The following is a 19192-nucleotide window of genomic DNA, read 5'->3' as shown; positions in this document are numbered from 1 at the left end:
TCGGGCCATGCATGGTTCTTAATACAGTTCTGAAGGAATAGAACAATGTCCAAGATTGATTTTTCATTACTGAAGTCTAAAGTAAGTGATTCAGCATCTCTGATACCTGGCATTGCCAATAAAAAAATCTTGATGGGCTTTTGGCATAACTGGCCCGCTGGCCATGGTGACGGTTATCAAGGTGGGCAGTTCGCCAATCTGGATTTGGTGGATATCCCCAAGGACTACAACGTTGTTGCTGTGGCCTTTATGAAAGGCCAGGGCATTCCTACCTTTAAACCCTACAACCTATCCGACGACGAGTTTCGCCGCCAGGTAGGCGTGCTGAATAGCCAGGGAAGGGCTGTCTTGATTTCGTTGGGTGGTGCCGACGCTCATATCGAGTTGCACAAAGGGGATGAACAACCTCTGGCGAATGAGATCATCCGCTTGGTTGAAATCTACGGCTTCGATGGGTTGGATATCGACCTCGAGCAAAGCGCAATCGATTTTGCTGACAACAAGGCGGTGCTGCCTGCAGCCTTGAAACTGGTGAAAGATCACTATAAAGGCGAAGGAAAGCTCTTCATTATCAGCATGGCACCTGAATTTCCTTATCTCAGGAGTGACGGCAAGTACGTCGAGTATATTCAGGCGCTCGAGGGGTACTACGATTTCATTGCGCCTCAATACTACAACCAAGGTGGCGACGGGATCTGGGTTCAAGAGGCCAACGACGGTAAAGGCGCCTGGATTGCGCAGAACAATGATGCGATGAAAGAGGATTTTCTCTTCTACCTGACCGAAAGCCTGGTAACAGGCACTCGGGACTACATCGCCATTCCTGCAGATAAATTTGTTATTGGCTTACCAGCCAACGTTGACGCTGCGGCCACAGGTTATGTGATTGATCCTGCTGCAGTGGTCAATGCTTTCAAACGTCTCGATGCTGCCGGCCATTCCATCAAAGGGCTGATGACCTGGTCGATCAACTGGGATGATGGCATCAGCGTGGACAATGTTCCCTACGATTGGGAGTTCTACAATCGTTACGCTCCCTTGATTCACGGTGAATCAGGTATTGGTGACCGGCCAACAGCTCCTGCAAATTTGACCGCCAGGGACGTGACTGAAACCAGCATCGCCCTGAATTGGGGGGCTTCAGCCGGTCCTCGTCCGATCGATGTATACACGCTGTACCGAAATGGAACTTCAATAGGCCATACGTCGGCCTTTACGCTGGAGGACTCAGGTCTAACGCCGAACACTCAGTACAGCTACTTTGTCACGGCCACAGACTCTTCGGGAAAAGAATCGCTTCCGAGCAAGAGCCTGAGTGTTAGAACTGCCGGAGACATAACAGACCCAGAGTATCCTGAATGGCAATTGAACCATCGGTATCGCAAAGAGGATGGCGTGACTTACGAAGGCAATAAGTACTTGTGCCTGCAAGAACACATTTCAAACTCAGGTTGGACACCACCAGTCGCCTTTACCCTGTGGTCAAAGATCGCATTCAAACAGCGCGCTTAAAGCAGTAAGCAAAGCCCGGCAGAAATGCCGGGCTTTTCTTTGGGGCGCCCGGAATGGCGCGTTGCGCGTAAGCGCAACCAACCTGGTTGTGGTGGCCACGCTGGTGACTTGGAGGTGAATACTTGTCCTCGGCATACTGTGTTCTGTGGTGTCCGCTGCGCTATCTAAAAATTCAATAGCTGTGCTGCTTGAAACTGTGTCAGTTTTGTATCGCCTTCAATAGGGCGAGTGATAGGACGATCTCGCGAAGGGGTTGTCGTGGTCTATCGAAATTGACGACTTGAAACAAGGATGTGAGCAATGTCACAGGCAAAAGCAAAAGAAAAAGTGGTGGAGGCCTCGGGCCGGGTCAGTTCGGCCTACAGCCAAGTCGATGCCTTCAACCATTTGTACGATCGTGGTGGCTCGGAACTGATCAACGGCAAACCGTCGTTCACTGCCGACCAGGCGGCCGATTCGATTCTGCGCAAGAACATGTCCTGGGGCGACAAGGACGGTAATGGCAAGATCGAGCTGGGCTTCAGTTTCATGACCTCCTCGCCCTCCAATTACGACTCGCGACTGGGGGATTTCAGCGAGTTCAGCGCGCAGCAGAAAGCCCAGGCAATTCTCGCATTACAATCCTGGTCGGACGTGGCCAGCGTGACGTTCACACAAGACGCGGCGAACGGTGACGGTAACCTGAGCTTCGGCAACTACAACGTCAGCACTGGCGGCGCCGCCTTCGCGTATCTACCGTCGGGCAGCAGCTACGACGGTCAGTCGTGGTACCTGATCAACGACCAATATCAGGTCAACAAGACCCCGGACCATGGCAACTATGGCCGGCAGACCCTGACCCATGAAATTGGCCACAGCCTGGGCCTGTCCCACCCTGGCGTCTATAACGCGGGTAACGGTAATCCGACCTATAACGATGCGACCTACGCGCAAGACACGCGCGGCTACAGCTTGATGAGCTACTGGAGCGAGAGCAACACCAACCAGAACTTCAGCAAGGACGGCAGCCACGCCTATGCCTCGGCACCTTTGATGGACGACATCGCCGCCGTGCAAAAGCTCTACGGGGCCAATATGGAGACCCGTGCCGATAACACTGTGTACGGCTTTAATTCCAACGCCGATCGCGACTTCTACAGCGCTACGTCGGCGGCCTCCAAGGTGGTGTTCTCGGTGTGGGATGGCGGTGGCAACGACACGCTGGACTTCTCCGGTTTCACCCAGAATCAGAAGATCAACCTCAACCAAGGCTCGTTCTCCGATGTCGGCGGCCTGGTGGGCAACGTCTCGATCGCTCAGGGCGTGACGGTGGAAGCCGCTCTCGGCGGTTCAGGAAATGATCTGCTGATCGGCAACGCGATGGCCAACCTGCTGGAAGGCGGCGCCGGTAACGACATTCTCTACGGCGGTGGCGGCGGCGATACCTTGTGGGGCGGGGCGGGGCGGACACCTTTGTGTTTGGTGCTGCCAGCGATACCCACTACAACGCACCGGACTGGATCATGGACTTCACCAGTGGCCAGGACAAGATTGATCTGTCGGGCCTCTCGCAGTTCGCTTCAGGTGGTGCAATGCTGAACTTCGTCAGCAGCTTCACCGGCCATGTGGGTGATGCGGTCCTGACTTACTTCGCTGAAACCAACCAGACGAGCCTGTATGTCGACCTTGACGGCATGGGTGTGGCGGGCTTTGCCCTAGGCACGGTGGGCCAGGCTGCGATGACGGATATCGTGGCGTAAGCCACAAATACAAAAGAGCGACCGGCGTTGCTCTCTTGTAAGGAAGGTCCGTCTATGGCCAACGTGGACGGACCTTTTTTTGTGACATTCAGTTTTTGTGCAGATGCATTGATCAGGCAGTTGAACTTGAGTTGGATAGACGGCAGTCGCGCCAGCTACCTAAACTGTCAGCAGATTTGGGGATCGGGGACAGTGGATGAACCGCAACGAACTTCGCAAGGCCGATATCAACCTGATGGTGGTGTTCGAGACATTGATGCTCGAACGCAACGTCACTCGGGTGGCGGAAAAGCTGTTTCTCGGTCAGCCAACCATCAGCTCTGCGCTCAACCGCTTGCGTGCGATGTTCAATGATCCGCTGTTCATACGCGTTGGCCATCGCATGGAGCCGACGGCGCGGGCAGAGGAGATCATCAAGCACCTGTCGCCGGCGCTGGATTCCTTGTCCGTGGCCTTGAGCCTGACCCATGATTTTGACCCGGCCAGCAGCACGATGTCGTTCCGCATCGGGTTGTCCGACGATGTCGAATTCGGGCTGTTGCCGCCATTGCTGCGAGCTCTGCGCCAGGAGGCACCCAACGTGGTGTTTGTGGTGCAGCATGTCGATTACTGGCGAATTCCCGACTTGCTGGCGTCCGGCGATATCACGGTGGGCATCAGCCAGACCCGCGGCTTGCCGGCCAATGCCAAGCGCAAGTTGCTGCGGCACATCCAGCCCAGCATTTTGCGCGCCGATGCCTCCGACACACCGCTGACCCTCGATGAATATTGCGCGCGACCGCACGTGCTGGTGTCCCATACCGCCAATGTCAGTGGCTATGCCGACGAGTGGCTGGCGGATATCGGCCGCACGCGCCAGGTGGTGCTTTCGGTGCCGCAGTACAGTGCATTGCCGGCCCTGCTTGCCGGCACCGACCTGATTGCCAGCCTGCCGGATTATACAGCCGAGGCGATGGCCGCATCGGGAGTGCTGTTCAAGGAGCCCTTTCCCTTCAAGACTCCGACCCTGGATTTATCCATGGTCTGGCTCAGCCACGTCGATAGCGACCCTGCCGAGCGCTGGCTGCGTTCGCGCCTGGAGGCGTTCATGAGTGAGCGCGCCGTATTGCCGCTGCCCGAATGAACAGGGTGGCGCTGTGTTATATGTACGACCTTTGCACCCCACTTGAAGGAAGCGACTCATGCCTCACCTGCACATGGAATACACCGCCAACCTGACTGATCTGAATGCCGATGTGGCATTGATGCGGTTGAACAATACGTTGGTGGGTTCCGGTCAGTTTGCTGCCGAATTCGACATCAAGAGCCGCGCGGTCAAGGTCGAGACGTTCAAGGTGGGCACGGCACTGGCTGAGCGGGCGTTCGTGCATGTGAAGCTGGCGCTGTTGAGCGGTCGTTCCGCACAAATCAAGAAACAACTGTCTGAAAGCCTGCTGGCGGTGGTTCAGGACCTGTGTGAATGGCCGAGCGGCATTGAAGTCCAGTTGTGCGTGGAGATTCTTGACATCGATCGCGATTCCTACAGCGAGACCGCCATCAGCCACTGAGTATCAGGCCGTTTCCTGCTCGACACAGGCCTGGATCACTTGCTCCCGCAGCCAGGTGTTGGCGCTGTCCTGATCGACACCCTGGTTCCACTGCATGTCGAGGGTGAAACCCGGCAAGCCTTCGGGCGCTTCACAGTGATTGAAGGTGTCTGCACTGGCCAGCAGTCGCTGGATGCGCCGGGGCAGGGTCAGGGCATAGTCGGTGCCGGTAATCAGCTTCAGCGCTGCGCTGTAGCTGTTGGCGCGTGCGACGATCTGGCGCTGATGAGTCTGCTGCGCGAGCCAGCCGTCGACCATGTTGGTGGCGGACGTCCAGGGTGTCGGAAACACGTGTCGACGCTCGACATAGCTTTGCAGACTCAAGCGTGGTTCCGCCGGCGTGGCGTGTTTATCGAAAACACAAACCAGGTCGTCTTCGAGCAGTGTCCGGGATTTGAAATCGATGTGCCGGCGATGAAAGTTCGGACCGAAGCACATCACCAGGTCGAGGCTGCCTTCGCGCAACGCCTGTGCAGGAATATCGGCTTCGAGTTTGACCACATTGACCATCACCGGAAGATCGGCGAGGTCGAAGGTTTTCAACAAGCGCGGCAGGATCAGTTGCTCGAAATATTCCGGTGCGCAGATGTTGAAGGTCACGGGTTGCAGGCCTGGGTCGAACGTGGGTGAGCCGGCGTGACACAGGTTGATGCCTTCGAGGATTTTCAACACGTGAGGGTACATCGCGCCAGCCTTGCGGGTGGGCTGCATGCCGCCGGTACGGGTATTGACGAACAGCTCGTCCTCGAAACCGGTACGCAGTTTTTTCAGGCAGTAACTCACCGTGGACTGGCTGACGCAAAGCGTCTCGGATACGCCGGTGACGCTGTTTTGCTCGTACACGGCGACGAACACCATGAGGTCCTGCATGTCGAGTTTTCTAAGTGAATTACTGTTCAGCATCCATTCCGTCTCGCTACGTTCCTTGCGCTGACCTTGTGCAAGGATGAGCGAATGATCCTAGCGGAATGAGGGAACAGGGAGAATGCCTCGCCGGAAGTTTTGCCCAAGGCCCTTTCAGCCCTGGACCATCGACGACACGGCGCGGCGGCTGGACATCAACAGCGCGAACATTCCGACGCCCACCAGTACCGCGCCGGCCAGTTCCAGCGGCAGCGGCATCAGGCGCCCCCAAAGCCAGTGAAACACGGTGATGAACAGCGTGCTCAGGTAGATGTAGGAAATCACCGAGGACGGCGCGATCACACCTATGGCCCGGTGCAGCAGCCAAAACGTCGCCAGGGTGGCGAACACCGCCAGGTACATCAGCCAATAGAAATCGTTGAGCGTCAGTAGTGATGCCGAGCGCCAACCGCCACTGAAGCCGCAGAACGTGAGTAGAAACAGCGCACCGAACAGCATGTTCCAGAACGTCATGGGCACTGGCCCGCGCCCCTTGAGGCTACTGGCTTTCAGGCGTTGGCTGAGGGGAGCGTAGAGTGCCATGGCCAGGCAGCCGATACCGTACACGGTCAATGCATAGGGCGATGGCAACTCGCCGGGGCCGCTGCCTTTCATGATCAGTAACACTGCGCCGGCAGCGGCGAGCAGCATCGGTACAATCCGTTGTTTCAGGCTGCCGTCAGGTGTCAGCACGGCTTCGAAAGCCAGAGTCATCAGCGGCACCAGCGTGAACACCGTCCCGGTGTTGACGGCCGAGGTGTAGCGCAATGCTTCGAACAGTGAGCCGAAGTACAGTGCCAGCAGCAGGCCGAGCACGGCGTGACCGAGCAGCGCACGGGCGGTCATGACGGCATCGCCCTTGAGCAGCAACAGCGGCAGAAACACCACGGCGCAAAACAACAGGCGCAAACCGGTCAGCAGGATCGGGTCGATGGCCTGGCTGACTTGCGCCGCTGCGGAAAACGACGCCGCGATCAACAAGGCCCAAAGCAGCATACTGGCGTGAGCGGCGGCGATACCGGTGGTTTTCATGGCGGGCTCCGGGTCAATGGATGTGGCGGGTGTAGTGCCCTGGGTTGAAGGGCAACGGCATGGAGGGGCGCAGGTTCAGGGCAACCTGGACAACGCTGGGCATCAGCCAGAGGGCAGGGTGGGCGGTGGCGCGCGTGTTTTCCATGATCGGACCTTGAACAGTAGTGGTCCGATTAGGCGCGCGTAGCCTGGAGGCGGCAAATCAGAAAGTCCGGTGTGGTATTTGGAAATTAAATACAAGCTCCCGCAGGGGCACCACTGAACAGGGAAATGTTTAGCCAAACGACATCCAAGGTTCTACAAATCCTGATTTAACGACTTGACCCATCGTGTGAGGCTGCGGGTCATCTGATTTCTGTGGTTCTCCCTATGGACGGTTGGCCAGTCGCAATCCACTTCAAGGCATCCACCGACGCTCGAACGTCGAGCCTTGGGCGTCGATTCATGCCCGCCACCGCACCAAACCTCTCTGCACTTCCTTCGGAACTGGCCTTCTGGGCGCTGTGGCATTGCCGCCATGCGCGCCCGCCGGATTCCTGCTTTTTCCGCTGATTGTCCCTACCTGTTCCGGTTGATGCCGGGATTGAAGTGCGGGTGCTTTTGCGTACCCGTCTGACACGGAAAAAGAGAATTCCCATGAGCAGTGCCACCACCGCGTTTGCCACCAGGCTTGAAGCCCTGACCTTTCTGGAACAGAACCCGGATATCGAAATGTTCGAGCTGTTCATCCTCGACAACAACGGAGTGCCACGGGGCAAGTTGCTGCATCGTGACGAGTTGCTGGCGGTGTATGAAAGCGGGCGGCCATTGCCGAGCACTATCCTCGGGCTGACCATCAACGGCGATGACGTGGAAAACTCGGGGCTGGTCTGGGATGTCGGTGATATCGACTGCCGGGCCTACCCGATCAGCGGCAGCCTCACGCGCATGCCGTGGCGTCTGATACCGACCGCGGCCGTGCAGGTCAGCATGCACCCAACGCAAGGAATGCCCGCCACCATTGCCGATCCCCGTCATTTGCTGGCGAAAGTCATCGAAGGTTTACAGGCTGACGGCTATTACCCGGTCATGGCGGCGGAACTGGAGTTCTACCTGCTGGATCAGCAACGCGACAGCAACGGCCGGCCTCAATCGGCACGGGATGTCGATGGCGGGCGTCCGCGCGGCACTCAGGTCTATGGTTTGCGCGAGCTTGAACAGATCGAACCGTTCCTGGCCGATCTCTATAGCGCCTGCAAGCTCCAGGGGATTCCGGCGCGCACGGCCATTTCCGAATACGCACCGGGGCAAGTGGAAATCACCCTCGAGCACCGCACCGATGCGTTGCAGGCGATGGACGAAGCGGTGCGCTACAAGCGTCTGGTCAAGGGGGTGGCGCACAAGCACGGCATGACAGCCTGCTTCATGGCCAAGCCATTCGATGACCTGGCCGGTACCGGGATGCACATGCACGTGAGCCTGGCGGACAAGGACGGCAACAACCTCTTTGCCAGCGAAGCGCCGGATGGAACGCCACTGCTCAAGCAGGCTGTCGCAGGCATGCTCAGTACCTTGCTCGATTCGCTGTTGCTGTTCTGCCCCAACGCCAACTCCTACCGTCGATTCCAGGCCAACAGCTATGCGCCTCTGGCGGCCACCTGGGGCGTGGACAATCGCACCGTGAGCCTGCGCGTACCCGGCGGGCCAGCGTATTCCCGGCACATCGAGCATCGGATTTGTGGCGCAGACGCCAACCCTATCTGGCGGCTGCGGCGATACTGGCCGGTATTCATCGCGGTATCCGTGAACAACTTGACCCTGGTGCGCCGGTGGAGGGCAATGGCTACGCCCAGGCTGCGAAACTGTTGCCGACAGACTGGCTGACCACATTGCGATCACTGGAAGGCTCCAGTTGGGCCAGGGAATCGTTCGGCGGGGAGTTCCTCGGTGTCTACCTGGCGGTGAAACGCGCCGAATATCGCCAATTCATGGGGAGGTCGGTGAGCAGGACTGGCGGTGGTACTTGCACCAGGCTTGAGTCGACGCTGAACCGGAGCTGAACCATTCTCAAATAGTCTGAAAGTTTCAGGCGGGTTTTATAAGCCAACTAATTGTTGGCTTCTTTTTCACAAAAAATTGATGGTTGGCAACCTAAAATTAGAGCTGCCTCGGTAAATGAAATTTTCACATTTACCGAAGGCATTTATTTTCAGGACCCGCCGAACCTCATGCTTAAGATTAAAGCCGTGCGCCCCGAATGGGTGACACTGATTGCCAGCGCATTTTTGTTAGTTGGCTTCAATTTTGTACTCTGGCAACACCTGTTCGAAATCACCGCAGCCGATGGTAAAGGCATCGTCATGCGCGTGGCCTTCGGGGTGATGATCTTCGCGGCCTTCAATATTGTCCTGACCTTGCTGGCCTTCCGGCCGGTGCTCAAGCCGGTCCTGACCCTGCTGTTCATGATCAGCGCGGGCGTGGCGTATTTCATGAGCCAGTATGGTGTGCTGATCGACACCGGCATGTTGCGTAACTTTGCGGAAACCAATGCTACGGAAGTGCGCGACTTACTGTCGCTCAAGTTGTTTGTTTATATCGTGCTACTGGGTGTTTTACCGACTTGGCTGTTGTGGAAGACGCCGATTGATTACCGTCGCTGGCACCGTGAGCTACTGAGTAAAGTCCTGGTGGTTTTTGCCTCGGCAGCGGTCATTGGTGGTGTTGCATTGGTTAACTACCAAGGCCTGTCTTCGCTGTTTCGCAATCACCACGAATTGCGTCTGATGGTGGTGCCAAGCAACTACATTGGTGCCTCGGCCGGTTTCTTGCGTGAAAAAGTAGCCACTGCGCGACAGCCCTTTGTCAAAATCGGGGAAGATGCCCAGCGCAATCCGGCCTGGCAAACTCACGGGCGCAAATCCCTGACTGTTCTAGTCGTAGGTGAAAGTGCCCGGGCAGAGAACTTCGGCATCCTTGGCTACAGCCGTGACACCACGCCGAAACTGAGTAAGGAAGACGGCCTGATCGCCTTCACCGATGTGCATTCCTGCGGTACTGAAACCGCCGTATCGGTGCCTTGCATGTTCTCCAACATGGGCCGCAAGGACTACAACGCCAGCAAGGCGAAGAACGAAGAAGGCCTGCTGGATGTGCTCAAGCATGCAGGTATCGACGTGATCTGGCGTGACAACCAGTCAGGCTGCAAGGGTACGTGCGATCGCGTCACCATTGAAGACGTCAGCAATCTGAAAGATCCGGCGCTGTGTGCCAACAGTGAATGCCGCGACGAAATCCTGCTGCAAGGATTGCAACATTTCATCGATACCCTGGACAAAGACACCGTATTGGTATTGCACCAGATGGGCAGTCACGGTCCGGAGTACTTCAAGCGTTATCCGAAAGAGTTCGAGCGTTTCACCCCGGTTTGCGAGAGTAATGCCCTGAACAATTGCAGTCGCGAAAGTATCGTCAATGGTTACGACAACACCCTGGTCTATACCGACCATGTGCTGTCGACCCTGATCGATCTGTTGCGCAGTAACCAGGGCAAAGTGGATACCGCGATGCTGTATCTGTCGGACCATGGCGAATCCCTGGGTGAATACAACCTGTTCCTCCACGGCACGCCTTACATGCTGGCCCCGGAACAGCAAAAGCATGTAGCCATGTTTGCCTGGTTCTCCGACAGCTATAAAAAGTCGTTTGCGGTAGATACCCATTGCCTGCAGCAGAGTCGCGAAAAGCCCTTGAGCCAGGACAACCTGTTTCATTCGATGCTTGGGCTGCTGGAGGTCAACAGCAAGGTCTACAACCAGGACCTGGACATGTTTGCCGGATGTCGTGGTCCAGTGGTCGACGGTGCGTTGGCTAAAGATTGAGTGCTCCGGTTTTGTTTCACGCGGCGGCCGCCGACCTGCGGCCTGTAGAACTTTCATCAAGAGCCATTGCACATGTCCGCTCAGCCCCCATCCGCCATCGAGCTTGAGATTGCCCGGCGCTACGACCAGGAACATGCGCGCGTCTGCCTTCAGCCGCAAGCGCCGGGTCTGGCCGGGCGTCTGGCGCTCTGGCGTGAGGAGCGTCTGGTGCGCAATGCACTCAAGGCCGCCGGTGAACCGGGGTTGATCCTTGACGTGGCCTGCGGTGTGGGGCGTTTCTGGCCGGTGCTGGCCGAACATGCCAATCGGGTGATTCTCGCGACGGATCCGTCCCAGGAGATCCTCGATCATGCCCGCACACATCATCCGCAGAGTTTGTTGAAGCGGGTCAAGACCTTTCAAAGCTCCGCGTTCACGATTGGCTTGTCGGAGAACGCGGTTGACTGCATCTTTTGCATGCAACTGTTTCAGCACCTTGCCAACCCGGAACATCGTCTGGCGATGCTTGGCGAGTTTTGCCGGGTCAGTCGCGATACGGTGATTGTCGCGGTGCGCCTCGGCGGTCGTTTCAAGGGCGCGCGTTCAGGCGTGGAAGGGCCGTTGCCGAGCAAGGCCGAGGTGGAAAGCGAGTTCAGGCAGGCGGGTTTCCGTTTGCTCAGCCATCAGGACTTTTTGCCCGGTTGTGCGCGGATGCGGATCTACGTGCTGGGTAAGACCAGCTAGCCTGACGTTGTCGGACTATTCTGTATGTCACGCAGTAATTTTCGCTAACGCTCTTGTTCAGTGGATGCGCGGAAATCGCCGGGGGCGATATATACTGCGCGCCATTCTTCAAGGGAGAGCCGTGTGGCCATCGATATTCACTGGATTCGCGACAACGATAGCCTCGGACAGTTGTGTGCCGAGTGGCAGCAGTTGCCATTCGTTGCCCTCGATACCGAATTCATGCGGGTCGACACCTTCTACCCGATCGCCGGCCTGTTGCAGGTCGGCGATGGCGAACGCGCCTACCTGATTGATCCACTGACCATCGACAACTGGCAACCATTGGCCGCGTTGCTGGAAAACCCGGCCGTGCTCAAAGTTGTCCATGCGTGCAGCGAAGACCTCGAAGTCCTGCTGCGCCTGACCGGCAGCCTGCCGGCACCACTGTTCGATACGCAGCTGGCTGCCGCTTACCTGAACCTTGGTTTTTCCATGGGCTATTCGCGGCTGGTGCAGGAAGTACTCGGCATCGACCTGCCCAAGGGTGAAACCCGTTCCGACTGGCTGCAACGCCCGCTTTCCGAAACCCAGATCAGCTATGCTGCCGAAGATGCCGTGCACCTGGCTGAAGTGTTCGTAAAGCTGCGTCCCAAGCTGTCCGACGAAAAATACGCCTGGGTCCTGGAAGACGGCGCCGAACTGGTGGCCAACCTGCGCCGCGAGATCGACCCGAACGAGGTCTATCGCGATGCCAAGCTGGCCTGGAAGCTGTCCCGCGCCCAACTCGCCGTTTTGCGTGAGCTTTGCGCCTGGCGCGAAAAGGAAGCGCGCGCCCGTGACTTGCCGCGCAACCGGATTATCCGCGAGCATTCGCTGTGGCCATTGGCGCGCACGCAGCCGGACAACCTCGGTGCCCTGGCGAAAATCGAAGACATGCACCCGCGTACCGTGCGTCAGGACGGCGAGTTTCTGCTTGATCTGATCAAGCGCTCTGGCAGTGTGTCGCCTGATCAATGGCCGCCAGCCGTGGCGGAGCCATTACCGGTGGACGCTGCCGTGCTACTCAAACAGCTGAAAGCCATCGGCCAGGCCGAAGCCGAGCGCCTGAACATTGCGCCGGAACTGATGCTGCGCAAGAAAACCCTGGAAGCGCTGCTCAAGAGCGGCTTTCCCAATGGTCCCTACCAATTGCCTGATTCGCTGCGTGGCTGGCGTCGCGAATTGATGGGCCAGACGCTGCTCGACAGCCTGGCCACCGCCGGAGAACAGCCTTGAAACGTATTTGCTCCATCTACCGCAGCTCAAAGAAAAACGAAATGTACCTGTATGTGCTCAAGAGCGATGCTCTGGAGCGTGTGCCGGATGCCCTGATGGCAGCCTTCGGCAAGGCCATCCACGCGTTCGACCTGGTGCTGAGCCCCGAGCGCAAGCTGTCGCGCGAGGACATCGCGGTCGTGCTGGAAAACCTCGAAAAACAGGGTTTTCACCTGCAAATGCCGCCTGCCGAAGACGAGTACATCGAGCACTTGCCGGAAGAGTTGTTGCGTCGCAACGACCCGGTGTGAGCGGCAGACAGGCTCTGTTCAGAGTGGTTATGAAACACTGATTGATTTTAGCGATGGCAGCATCGACGGAGCACCGCTCTGTCGGCGGCCGTCTGCACCGTTTTTGAAAGGTTTGAAGCATGCGCGTCCTGATTGCTGAACACGACCACCCCGTGTACGCCCAACTGTTGCGCGAGGCGGCACCGGATCTGGAGGTGCTGACCAGCGGTGACTCCGCCGAACTGGCCAGTCAGGCCGCCGATTGCCCGGTGTGGCTCGGCCAGCCTGATTTGCTGGCGACCCTGTTACGCCAGGGCCATCAACCGCAATGGCTGCAATCGACCTGGGCGGGCATCACGCCGCTGCTGGCCGATGGCTTGCCGCGGCACTATCGGTTGACCCGTGCAGTCGGCATCTTCGGCCAGGTCATGGCCGAGTACGTGCTCACCTATATGCTCGGTCACGAACGTGAAGTGCTGGCGCGACTGGTCAGCCAGGTCGAGCGCAAGTGGGACAGTCGCCATGGTCAGAGCCTGGCGGGGCGCAAGGTGTTGATCGTCGGCACCGGTGATATCGGTCAAAGTGTCGCTCAGTTCCTCGTGCCGTTTGGCGTCGAGTTGTATGGCGTTGCCAGCAGCGCGCGGGAGCAGGCGCCGTTTATCGAAGTCGGTTCACTGGCGGATCTGCCGCGGCTGGTCGGTGAGGTCGATTACGTGGTCAATCTGCTGCCGAACACGCCGGACACCCACGATATCTACGACGCGGCGCTGTTCAGGCAATTCAAGCCGACCGGGTTGTTCATCAACGCCGGGCGCGGTGTGGCGGTGGTCGATGCGGATCTGGTGGAGGCCTTGAAGGAAGGGCATCTGGCGGGTGCGGTGATTGACGTGTGCCGTCAGGAACCATTGCCCCAGCGTCATCCATTCTGGACGGCCTGGGGCCTGCTGCTGACCGGCCACAGTTCGGCACCGACTTCGCCATCGATGATGGTGAAGCTGTTTGTCGAAAACCTGCGGGCGTATCAGGCGGGAGAAGCGTTGCGCGGGGAAGTGGACTTCGACCGCGGGTATTGATTCGCCGCTTGCCTGGCTGTAGGAGCGAGCTTGCTCGCGATGGTGTGTCAGTCGACACCAAGGTAGCTGACACTCCTTCGCGAGCAAGCTCGCTCCTACAGACACTGGCAGTGTGGCTTACAGGGTGAAGTCACCTTCAGCCGCCAACTCGCTCAATGGACGACGCGGGCTGGGTTCTTCACGGGCTTGCAGGTAGTCCGCCAGGCTCGCCTTGTCCCCCAGCTTGCCCACCGCGACGGCGGCGTGCAGGGCATAACCTTCAGGAATGTTCAGCGCCTTGCGGGTCAGTTCCTGATCGAAGCCGGCCATGCCGTGGGTGTGCCAGCCGCTCAGGCTCGCTTGCAAGGCCAGGTGGCCCCAGGCGGAACCGGTGTCGAAGGTGTGCCACAGGGCTGGGGTTTCTTCGGTGGCGCCTGGCGCGGTGAAGGTGGTTTTCGAAATCACGATCACCAGGGCCGACGCATGTTGCGCCCAACTGCGGTTGAATTCGTTCAGCAGGCCCAGGTAACGCTCCCAGTTCGGCGTGTCGCGACGTGCGTAGAGAAAGCGCCAGGGCTGCGAGTTGTAGGCCGAAGGTGCCCAGCGGGCGGCTTCGAAGAAGCTCAGCAGGGTTTCCTCTGGAATCGTTTCGCCGGTAAAGGCGCGGGGCGACCAGCGATCGGTGAACTGAGGGTGAATGGCGTAATCGGCAACGCGTGGGTTGGCACTCATCAAGAGATTCCTTGCTACGTTTGAAAGTGAGGGTTGTCCGAAACCTGTGGGCGCAGTTGAGCCGGGCCGTGAGGTTTTTCGGGAGCCGTGGCAGTTCACCGTAATGCAACGCGGTTGAGCGTTAATGGCACGCGGGTAGGGCTCCTTGCGATTGGCAAAGCTACTTGGCAACGCAAAAACTGACAAGCCCGTTCTACCGACAGTCGCCAATGCTTGGCCCAAGGGGCTTCGGGCACTAGACTGGCGGCCTTTTCACCACCTGATGTCGATGCTCGAACCATGGCCGCCAAAGTAGAACCGTTCTGGATACGCAAAACCCTCGATCAACTCGATCAGGAGGAATGGGAGTCGCTGTGCGACGGCTGTGGATTGTGCTGCCTGCAAAAGCTTGAAGACGAAGACGACAACAGCGTCTATTACACGCGTATCGCCTGCAAATTGCTGGACCTGAAAACCTGCCAGTGTACGGACTATCCAAACCGCCGTGACTCCGTGCCGGACTGTATCCAGCTTACGCCGGGCAAGGCCGACGAATTCAAATGGCTCCCGCCGACCTGCGGCTATCGCCTGGTCAGCGAAGGCAAGGACCTGCCGTTGTGGCATCACCTGGTGTGCGGTGATCGCGATGCCGTGCATCACGAGCGGATTTCCCAGTCCGGGCGCATGCTCGCCGAAGGCAGCGTGCCGGAAGACGATTGGGAAGATCACCTGATTTTCCGAGCGGGTTAATGCTCATCGCTTTTTTTGTGGCGAGGGAGCTTGCTCCCGCTTGACCGGGCTGGCGCACCAGTGCTTAGCACTCAAAAAGTCGCCAGTGATAACCAGGATTTGGGGCCGCGATGCGGCCCAGCGCGAGCAAGCTCGCTCGCCACATCAGGAGTGTGTATGGCTGGGGGATGGCGGCGGGCGTGGGTCGTTGGATTTCTGGCCGTGAATTCGCCCGTATGGGCGGCGAACAAGGTCAATCTGGATTATCACGTGCACCTGTTGCCGCAGAGCGATCAGGCCGAAGTACGCCTGACGCTCGCCCAGGGTTCGGCAGTGCGCAGCCTGGATTTCGACCTCGGCGACGGCAGCCGCTACAGCGATTTCAAGGCTGACGGCCAATGGCAACTGACCCCCGGCAAAGCGGCGCGAGGTGTCTGGCGCCCGACGGCTGACAAGGCCAGCCTGACCTACCGCGTGAGTATCAGCCACGGGCGCAAGAGCGGCAGCTTCGACACGCGCATGACGCCAAACTGGGCGTTGATGCGCGGCGAAGATCTGGTACCGGCGGCCAGACTCGACCAACAGGACGGCATCGAACTGGTTTCACGCCTTGAATTCGAACTGCCCGCTGGCTGGAAAAGCGTTGAAACCGCGTGGCCACGCATCGGTCAGAACAAATTCCGTATCGATAACCCTTCCCGGCTGTTCGACCGGCCCACAGGCTGGATGCTCGCCGGCCAGCTTGGCAGCCGCCGTACTCGTCTGGGCGAGACGGAAGTCACCGTCGCCTCGCCACTGGGGCAGGGTATGCGTCGTATGGATGTGCTGACGCTGCTGACTTTCGTCTGGCCGCAAGTGCAGGCGCTGTATCCGCGTCACCCTGGCAAATTGCTGATCGTCGGGGCCAATGATTCAATGTGGCGCGGCAGTCAGTCGGCGCACGAATCGATCTATCTCAACAGTCACCTGCCGTTGGTCAGCGAAAGTGGCACCAGTGCCCTGGTCCGTGAGTTGGCCCAGATGTTCGGGCGGATCAACGGCACGCAGCGCAGTGACTGGATCAGTGAAGGCTTTGCCGAGTATTACGCTATCGAACTGGTGCGCCGGGCCGGCGGCATGAGCGATGAACGCTACGAGAACCTGCACGGCAAACTGGTCAGGATAAGCCAGAAAGTCACTACGCTGCGCAGTGAGCGGATCAACCCGGCGCAGCTGGCCAGGGCCGTGGTGTTGCTGCAGGAGCTGGATCGCGAAATTCGCCTGAAAACCCATAACAAGCGTTCGCTGGACGACGTGTTGCGCGGGGCGATGCGGCAAGGGGATATCGATACCACAGCGTTTGTTCAGCTCAGCGAGAGCGTGATCGGTGGTTCTTCAAAAGTACTGAGTACCGAGTTGATTCAGTAACACCGCCATTCGCGAGCAAGCCCGCACACATTGGTCCGCGTTGTACACAAAACCAGTGTGGGAGCGGGCTTGCTCGCGAAGAGGCCGGTTGCCTCAGCGAAATTCCCGGATCAAACCCCGGCTTTAGGCTTGTCGGTAACGCTGGCGGTTTTGTTCGCCGCCTCGGCGTTGGCCTTCAACTGGCTCAGTTCTTCACCCGCCCGCTGGATTTTCGCCCGCACGTTGTTCATGTCCTGACGGCTTTTCTCCAGCAGGCTTTTCGCCGAACTGTGGCCGGTAATGCCGCGCGCCAGGGCCACGCCGCCGATGGCCACCTGGACCAGGCCAAAGACCCCGCCACGACGCAGGCCCTTGCCCACCATCACCACGCCGCCGGCCAGGGAGCCGATGCGCTCCCAGCCCTGCACGTTCTGCCCGGAGGGGCTCTGGAACGGGGTGGATTCGATACGCTCGACGGGTTTGAGTTCGCTCATGGTCTGTCTCCAGGCTTCAGTGATCGATAGATAAGCTGACTGCCCGGGCAGGCAGCTCGTTCAATCGGATGTGCGGCGATTCAGCGGAATTTTGGCCCGGAGCGGGTATTGAGCCCCTTGGCCATGCGGTCGTAGAGCACGACGTTGACCGTGGCGGCCAGGTTCATGCAACCGGTGGTCGGAATGTAGACCACGTCTTCACACCAGTCGCGAATCTCTTTGTCCAGCGATCCGTCTTCCGGGCCGAAAATGTAGATCGCGCGATCCGGGTGGGTGTATTCCGGCAACGGGCGAGCGCCTTCGACCAGTTCAACGGCGACGGGCACACAATTGAGGGGCAGGATTTTCTTCAGGTCGTCGATGCCGATCAGCGGGATGTCGTAGTGCACGCGCTTGGTATCGGTGACGAAGTCGGCGGCGCGCTCATAGCGCTTGCCGGTGTAGAACACCGACGCCACGCCATAACAGCCAGCGGCTCGCATCACGGAACCTACGTTTTCCGGTGACTTGGGGTTATACAAACCAATGCAGCTGTACCGTTTGTCTGCCACGAGCGGGGTGCCTTTCGGGAAAAAAGCGCGATTATACGGGGATTGGGGGAGGGGTGCTCAGGTTGGAGATCTGTGGTGTCAGGACTATTGCTATCGCGAGCAAGCTCGCTCCCACAGTTGATCGAGGTGTCCTGACGGACGAAGAACAATGTGGGAGCGAGCTTGCTCGCGATGAGGCCAGTTCAGGCACTGAAGATTTTCAGTCTTCTTTTTCATCAATCCCGCCAACGCCGCAAACGGATTATGCGTGGCCTTGGCGATTTTCGGCGTGCTGAGGGAGCCTTCGTCGAAATACTGCTGGTCGGTATACCGCGAGTGTTCGTTATCGTGGCAGTACAGGCACAACAACTCCCAGTTCGAGCCGTCCTGCGGGTTGTTGTCGTGATTGTGGTCGCGATGGTGCACCGTTAGTTCGCTCAGGCGCTTGCCGGAAAACTCACGGGCGCAACGGCCACAGACGTGCGGGTACATCTTCAGGGCCTTGTCGCGGTAGCCCATTTCCTTGTCGCGCTGGTTGTCGGCGAGGATGCGATCCAGCTTGGACGTGTTGGTCGGGGTGGACGAACTCATGGGTTCACCTTTGTAGAAAGACTAATGACGGTATTAAGCGAAGTTTAGCTCAGCCCTTGAGCTTCTCGGCAATCCAGATGGTGTGGCGGGTGCCCTTGTTGCCATGGGCGAAGACCTGCACTTCCTCGGCCTTGAAACCGGCCTTCTTCAGTTTGTCGGAAAACTGCCGGTCGGCACTGGCCGACCAGACGGCCAGCACACCTTTGGGTCTCAGGGCCTTGGCGCAGGCGCTCAGTCCGCCGGCCGAGTACAGCCAGCTGTTGGCTTTCTGGGTCAGGCCTTCGGGGCCGTTGTCGACGTCGAGCATGATGGCATCGAAGCCCAGGGGTTCGGCTTGCAGGACTTTGGCCACGTCTTCCATGCGAATCACTGTCCGCGGGTCGAGCAGTGGATTACCGGCCTTCTCGCCCAGCGGTCCACGGTTCCACTCAACGACGCCGGGCACCAGTTCGGCGACCACCACTTCGGCGGTTTTGCCCAGGTGCTTGAGCGCCGAAGCGAGTGTGAACCCCATGCCCAGGCCGCCGATGAGTACCCGTGAGTCCGGTCGACCGGCGACCTTGCGACACGGGATCTCGGCCAGGGCATCTTCGGAGCCATGCATGCGCGTGTTCATCAATTGTCCGCCATCGCCACCCTGGATCTTGATGACGAAATCCTCGCCGTATTCGAACAGGCACAGGGCACCGCCGTTTTCAGGAATGGGGGTGGTGTCCAGCAGAACGAAACGTTTCATGGGGCTCACTTGAAGAAAATTGGCTGCACAGGGGGAGGGCAAACAGACGCAGTTGGGAGTAGCCTGTTTATGACGACAAGGCCAA

At 58.6% G+C, this 19192-nt stretch carries 17 protein-coding genes and 3 pseudogenes; 12 read left to right on the top strand and 8 right to left on the bottom strand.

What is annotated here, in order from left to right; translation table 11 throughout:
• The first annotated feature begins 45 nt into the window (after positions 1 to 45).
• The 4 genes and pseudogenes from RS887_RS04040 (at position 46) to RS887_RS04025 (ending at position 4798) form a co-directional block, all read left to right on the top strand.
• Positions 46 to 1512, top strand: coding sequence for a carbohydrate-binding protein (locus RS887_RS04040; protein WP_322614461.1), 1467 nt, complete (start codon positions 46 to 48; stop codon positions 1510 to 1512).
• A gap of 300 nt (positions 1513 to 1812) precedes the next feature.
• Positions 1813 to 3251: pseudogene (locus RS887_RS04035) on the top strand (serralysin family metalloprotease).
• 196 nt (positions 3252 to 3447) lie between these two features.
• Positions 3448 to 4374 carry a LysR substrate-binding domain-containing protein gene (locus RS887_RS04030; protein ID WP_008016001.1) on the top strand — a complete coding sequence of 309 codons (927 nt, stop codon included), beginning with the start codon at positions 3448 to 3450 and terminating at the stop codon, positions 4372 to 4374.
• A gap of 58 nt (positions 4375 to 4432) precedes the next feature.
• Positions 4433 to 4798 (top strand): 5-carboxymethyl-2-hydroxymuconate Delta-isomerase, encoded by a 366-nt coding sequence (locus RS887_RS04025; protein ID WP_322614460.1) that lies wholly within the window; start codon positions 4433 to 4435, stop codon positions 4796 to 4798.
• A 3-nt stretch (positions 4799 to 4801) separates the two neighbouring features.
• Here RS887_RS04025 and RS887_RS04020 read toward each other — a convergent pair whose 3' ends face one another.
• The 3 genes from RS887_RS04020 to RS887_RS04010 all read right to left on the bottom strand — a co-directional run bounded on the left by RS887_RS04020 (position 4802) and on the right by RS887_RS04010 (position 6917).
• A complete protein-coding gene (locus RS887_RS04020; protein WP_322614459.1) occupies positions 4802 to 5740 on the bottom strand; it encodes a LysR family transcriptional regulator in 939 nt (312 codons plus the stop codon).
• A gap of 114 nt (positions 5741 to 5854) precedes the next feature.
• Positions 5855 to 6772, bottom strand: a complete 918-nt coding sequence (locus tag RS887_RS04015) for a DMT family transporter (RefSeq protein ID WP_322614458.1) — start codon at positions 6770 to 6772, stop codon at positions 5855 to 5857.
• 13 nt (positions 6773 to 6785) lie between these two features.
• On the bottom strand, positions 6786 to 6917 hold the full coding sequence (locus RS887_RS04010; RefSeq protein ID WP_322615283.1) for a hypothetical protein: 132 nt from the start codon (positions 6915 to 6917) through the stop codon (positions 6786 to 6788).
• Positions 6918 to 7408: 491 nt separating this feature from the next.
• Here RS887_RS04010 and RS887_RS04005 point away from each other — a divergent pair.
• The 6 genes and pseudogenes from RS887_RS04005 (at position 7409) to RS887_RS03980 (ending at position 13951) form a co-directional block, all read left to right on the top strand.
• Positions 7409 to 8789 (top strand): annotated as a pseudogene (locus tag RS887_RS04005) (glutamine synthetase family protein).
• A 190-nt stretch (positions 8790 to 8979) separates the two neighbouring features.
• Positions 8980 to 10629, top strand: coding sequence for a phosphoethanolamine--lipid A transferase (locus RS887_RS04000; RefSeq protein WP_322614457.1), 1650 nt, complete (start codon positions 8980 to 8982; stop codon positions 10627 to 10629).
• Between the two features lie 72 nt (positions 10630 to 10701).
• Positions 10702 to 11352, top strand: a complete 651-nt coding sequence (locus tag RS887_RS03995; RefSeq protein ID WP_322614456.1) for a class I SAM-dependent methyltransferase — start codon at positions 10702 to 10704, stop codon at positions 11350 to 11352.
• A 123-nt stretch (positions 11353 to 11475) separates the two neighbouring features.
• Positions 11476 to 12609 carry a ribonuclease D gene (rnd, locus tag RS887_RS03990; RefSeq protein ID WP_322614455.1) on the top strand — a complete coding sequence of 378 codons (1134 nt, stop codon included), beginning with the start codon at positions 11476 to 11478 and terminating at the stop codon, positions 12607 to 12609.
• Positions 12606 to 12899 carry a YcgL domain-containing protein gene (locus RS887_RS03985; RefSeq protein WP_322614454.1) on the top strand — a complete coding sequence of 98 codons (294 nt, stop codon included), beginning with the start codon at positions 12606 to 12608 and terminating at the stop codon, positions 12897 to 12899. The genes rnd and RS887_RS03985 overlap by 4 nt, the downstream gene beginning before the upstream one ends.
• A 119-nt stretch (positions 12900 to 13018) precedes the next feature.
• Complete coding sequence (locus RS887_RS03980; RefSeq protein ID WP_322614453.1) at positions 13019 to 13951, top strand: D-2-hydroxyacid dehydrogenase; 933 nt, start codon at positions 13019 to 13021, stop codon at positions 13949 to 13951.
• A 117-nt stretch (positions 13952 to 14068) separates the two neighbouring features.
• Here the strand turns inward: RS887_RS03980 and RS887_RS03975 are convergent, their stop codons facing one another.
• The gene (locus tag RS887_RS03975) at positions 14069 to 14662 is read right to left on the bottom strand and encodes a nitroreductase family protein (RefSeq protein ID WP_322614452.1); all 594 of its coding nucleotides are present in this window, start codon (positions 14660 to 14662) and stop codon (positions 14069 to 14071) included.
• 279 nt (positions 14663 to 14941) lie between these two features.
• Between RS887_RS03975 and RS887_RS03970 the strand changes: the two genes are divergently transcribed.
• Positions 14942 to 15391, top strand: a complete 450-nt coding sequence (locus tag RS887_RS03970) for a YcgN family cysteine cluster protein (RefSeq protein ID WP_008015986.1) — start codon at positions 14942 to 14944, stop codon at positions 15389 to 15391.
• A gap of 156 nt (positions 15392 to 15547) precedes the next feature.
• A complete protein-coding gene (locus RS887_RS03965) occupies positions 15548 to 16777 on the top strand; it encodes a hypothetical protein (RefSeq protein ID WP_322614451.1) in 1230 nt (409 codons plus the stop codon).
• A gap of 110 nt (positions 16778 to 16887) precedes the next feature.
• Here RS887_RS03965 and RS887_RS03960 read toward each other — a convergent pair whose 3' ends face one another.
• The 4 genes and pseudogenes from RS887_RS03960 to RS887_RS03945 form a co-directional block, all read right to left on the bottom strand.
• Positions 16888 to 17250 carry a DUF2892 domain-containing protein gene (locus RS887_RS03960; RefSeq protein ID WP_322614450.1) on the bottom strand — a complete coding sequence of 121 codons (363 nt, stop codon included), beginning with the start codon at positions 17248 to 17250 and terminating at the stop codon, positions 16888 to 16890.
• Positions 17251 to 17330: 80 nt separating this feature from the next.
• Positions 17331 to 17801, bottom strand: a complete 471-nt coding sequence (locus RS887_RS03955; RefSeq protein WP_043302150.1) for an RNA methyltransferase — start codon at positions 17799 to 17801, stop codon at positions 17331 to 17333.
• 204 nt (positions 17802 to 18005) lie between these two features.
• Positions 18006 to 18371, bottom strand: a pseudogene (locus RS887_RS03950) (YajD family HNH nuclease); the annotation flags it as partial.
• A 49-nt stretch (positions 18372 to 18420) separates the two neighbouring features.
• A complete protein-coding gene (locus RS887_RS03945; RefSeq protein ID WP_322614449.1) occupies positions 18421 to 19107 on the bottom strand; it encodes a hypothetical protein in 687 nt (228 codons plus the stop codon).
• Positions 19108 to 19192 lie beyond the last annotated feature (85 nt).

It is taken from the genome of Pseudomonas sp. BIC9C (assembly GCF_034541995.1).
In the GTDB taxonomy this organism is placed as follows: domain Bacteria; phylum Pseudomonadota; class Gammaproteobacteria; order Pseudomonadales; family Pseudomonadaceae; genus Aquipseudomonas; species Aquipseudomonas fluorescens_CC.
Note: the sequence above shows the minus strand (reverse complement) of the source record. Positions and strands in the feature narration are given on the sequence as shown.

Bases quoted from the DNA above. Each gene is read 5' to 3' on its own strand.
- RS887_RS04000 (WP_322614457.1), top strand. From the start codon at position 8,980: ATGCTTAAGATTAAAGCCGTGCGCCCCGAATGGGTGACACTGATTGCC.
- RS887_RS04030 (WP_008016001.1), top strand. From the start codon at position 3,448: ATGAACCGCAACGAACTTCGCAAGGCCGATATCAACCTGATGGTGGTG.
- RS887_RS03960 (WP_322614450.1), bottom strand. From the start codon at position 17,250: ATGAGCGAACTCAAACCCGTCGAGCGTATCGAATCCACCCCGTTCCAG.
- RS887_RS04010 (WP_322615283.1), bottom strand. From the start codon at position 6,917: ATGGAAAACACGCGCGCCACCGCCCACCCTGCCCTCTGGCTGATGCCC.
- RS887_RS03970 (WP_008015986.1), top strand. From the start codon at position 14,942: ATGGCCGCCAAAGTAGAACCGTTCTGGATACGCAAAACCCTCGATCAA.
- RS887_RS04040 (WP_322614461.1), top strand. From the start codon at position 46: ATGTCCAAGATTGATTTTTCATTACTGAAGTCTAAAGTAAGTGATTCA.
- RS887_RS03975 (WP_322614452.1), bottom strand. From the start codon at position 14,662: ATGAGTGCCAACCCACGCGTTGCCGATTACGCCATTCACCCTCAGTTC.
- RS887_RS04025 (WP_322614460.1), top strand. From the start codon at position 4,433: ATGCCTCACCTGCACATGGAATACACCGCCAACCTGACTGATCTGAAT.
- RS887_RS04015 (WP_322614458.1), bottom strand. From the start codon at position 6,772: ATGAAAACCACCGGTATCGCCGCCGCTCACGCCAGTATGCTGCTTTGG.
- RS887_RS03945 (WP_322614449.1), bottom strand. From the start codon at position 19,107: ATGAAACGTTTCGTTCTGCTGGACACCACCCCCATTCCTGAAAACGGC.
- RS887_RS03980 (WP_322614453.1), top strand. From the start codon at position 13,019: ATGCGCGTCCTGATTGCTGAACACGACCACCCCGTGTACGCCCAACTG.
- RS887_RS03995 (WP_322614456.1), top strand. From the start codon at position 10,702: ATGTCCGCTCAGCCCCCATCCGCCATCGAGCTTGAGATTGCCCGGCGC.
- RS887_RS03965 (WP_322614451.1), top strand. From the start codon at position 15,548: ATGGCTGGGGGATGGCGGCGGGCGTGGGTCGTTGGATTTCTGGCCGTG.
- RS887_RS04020 (WP_322614459.1), bottom strand. From the start codon at position 5,740: ATGCTGAACAGTAATTCACTTAGAAAACTCGACATGCAGGACCTCATG.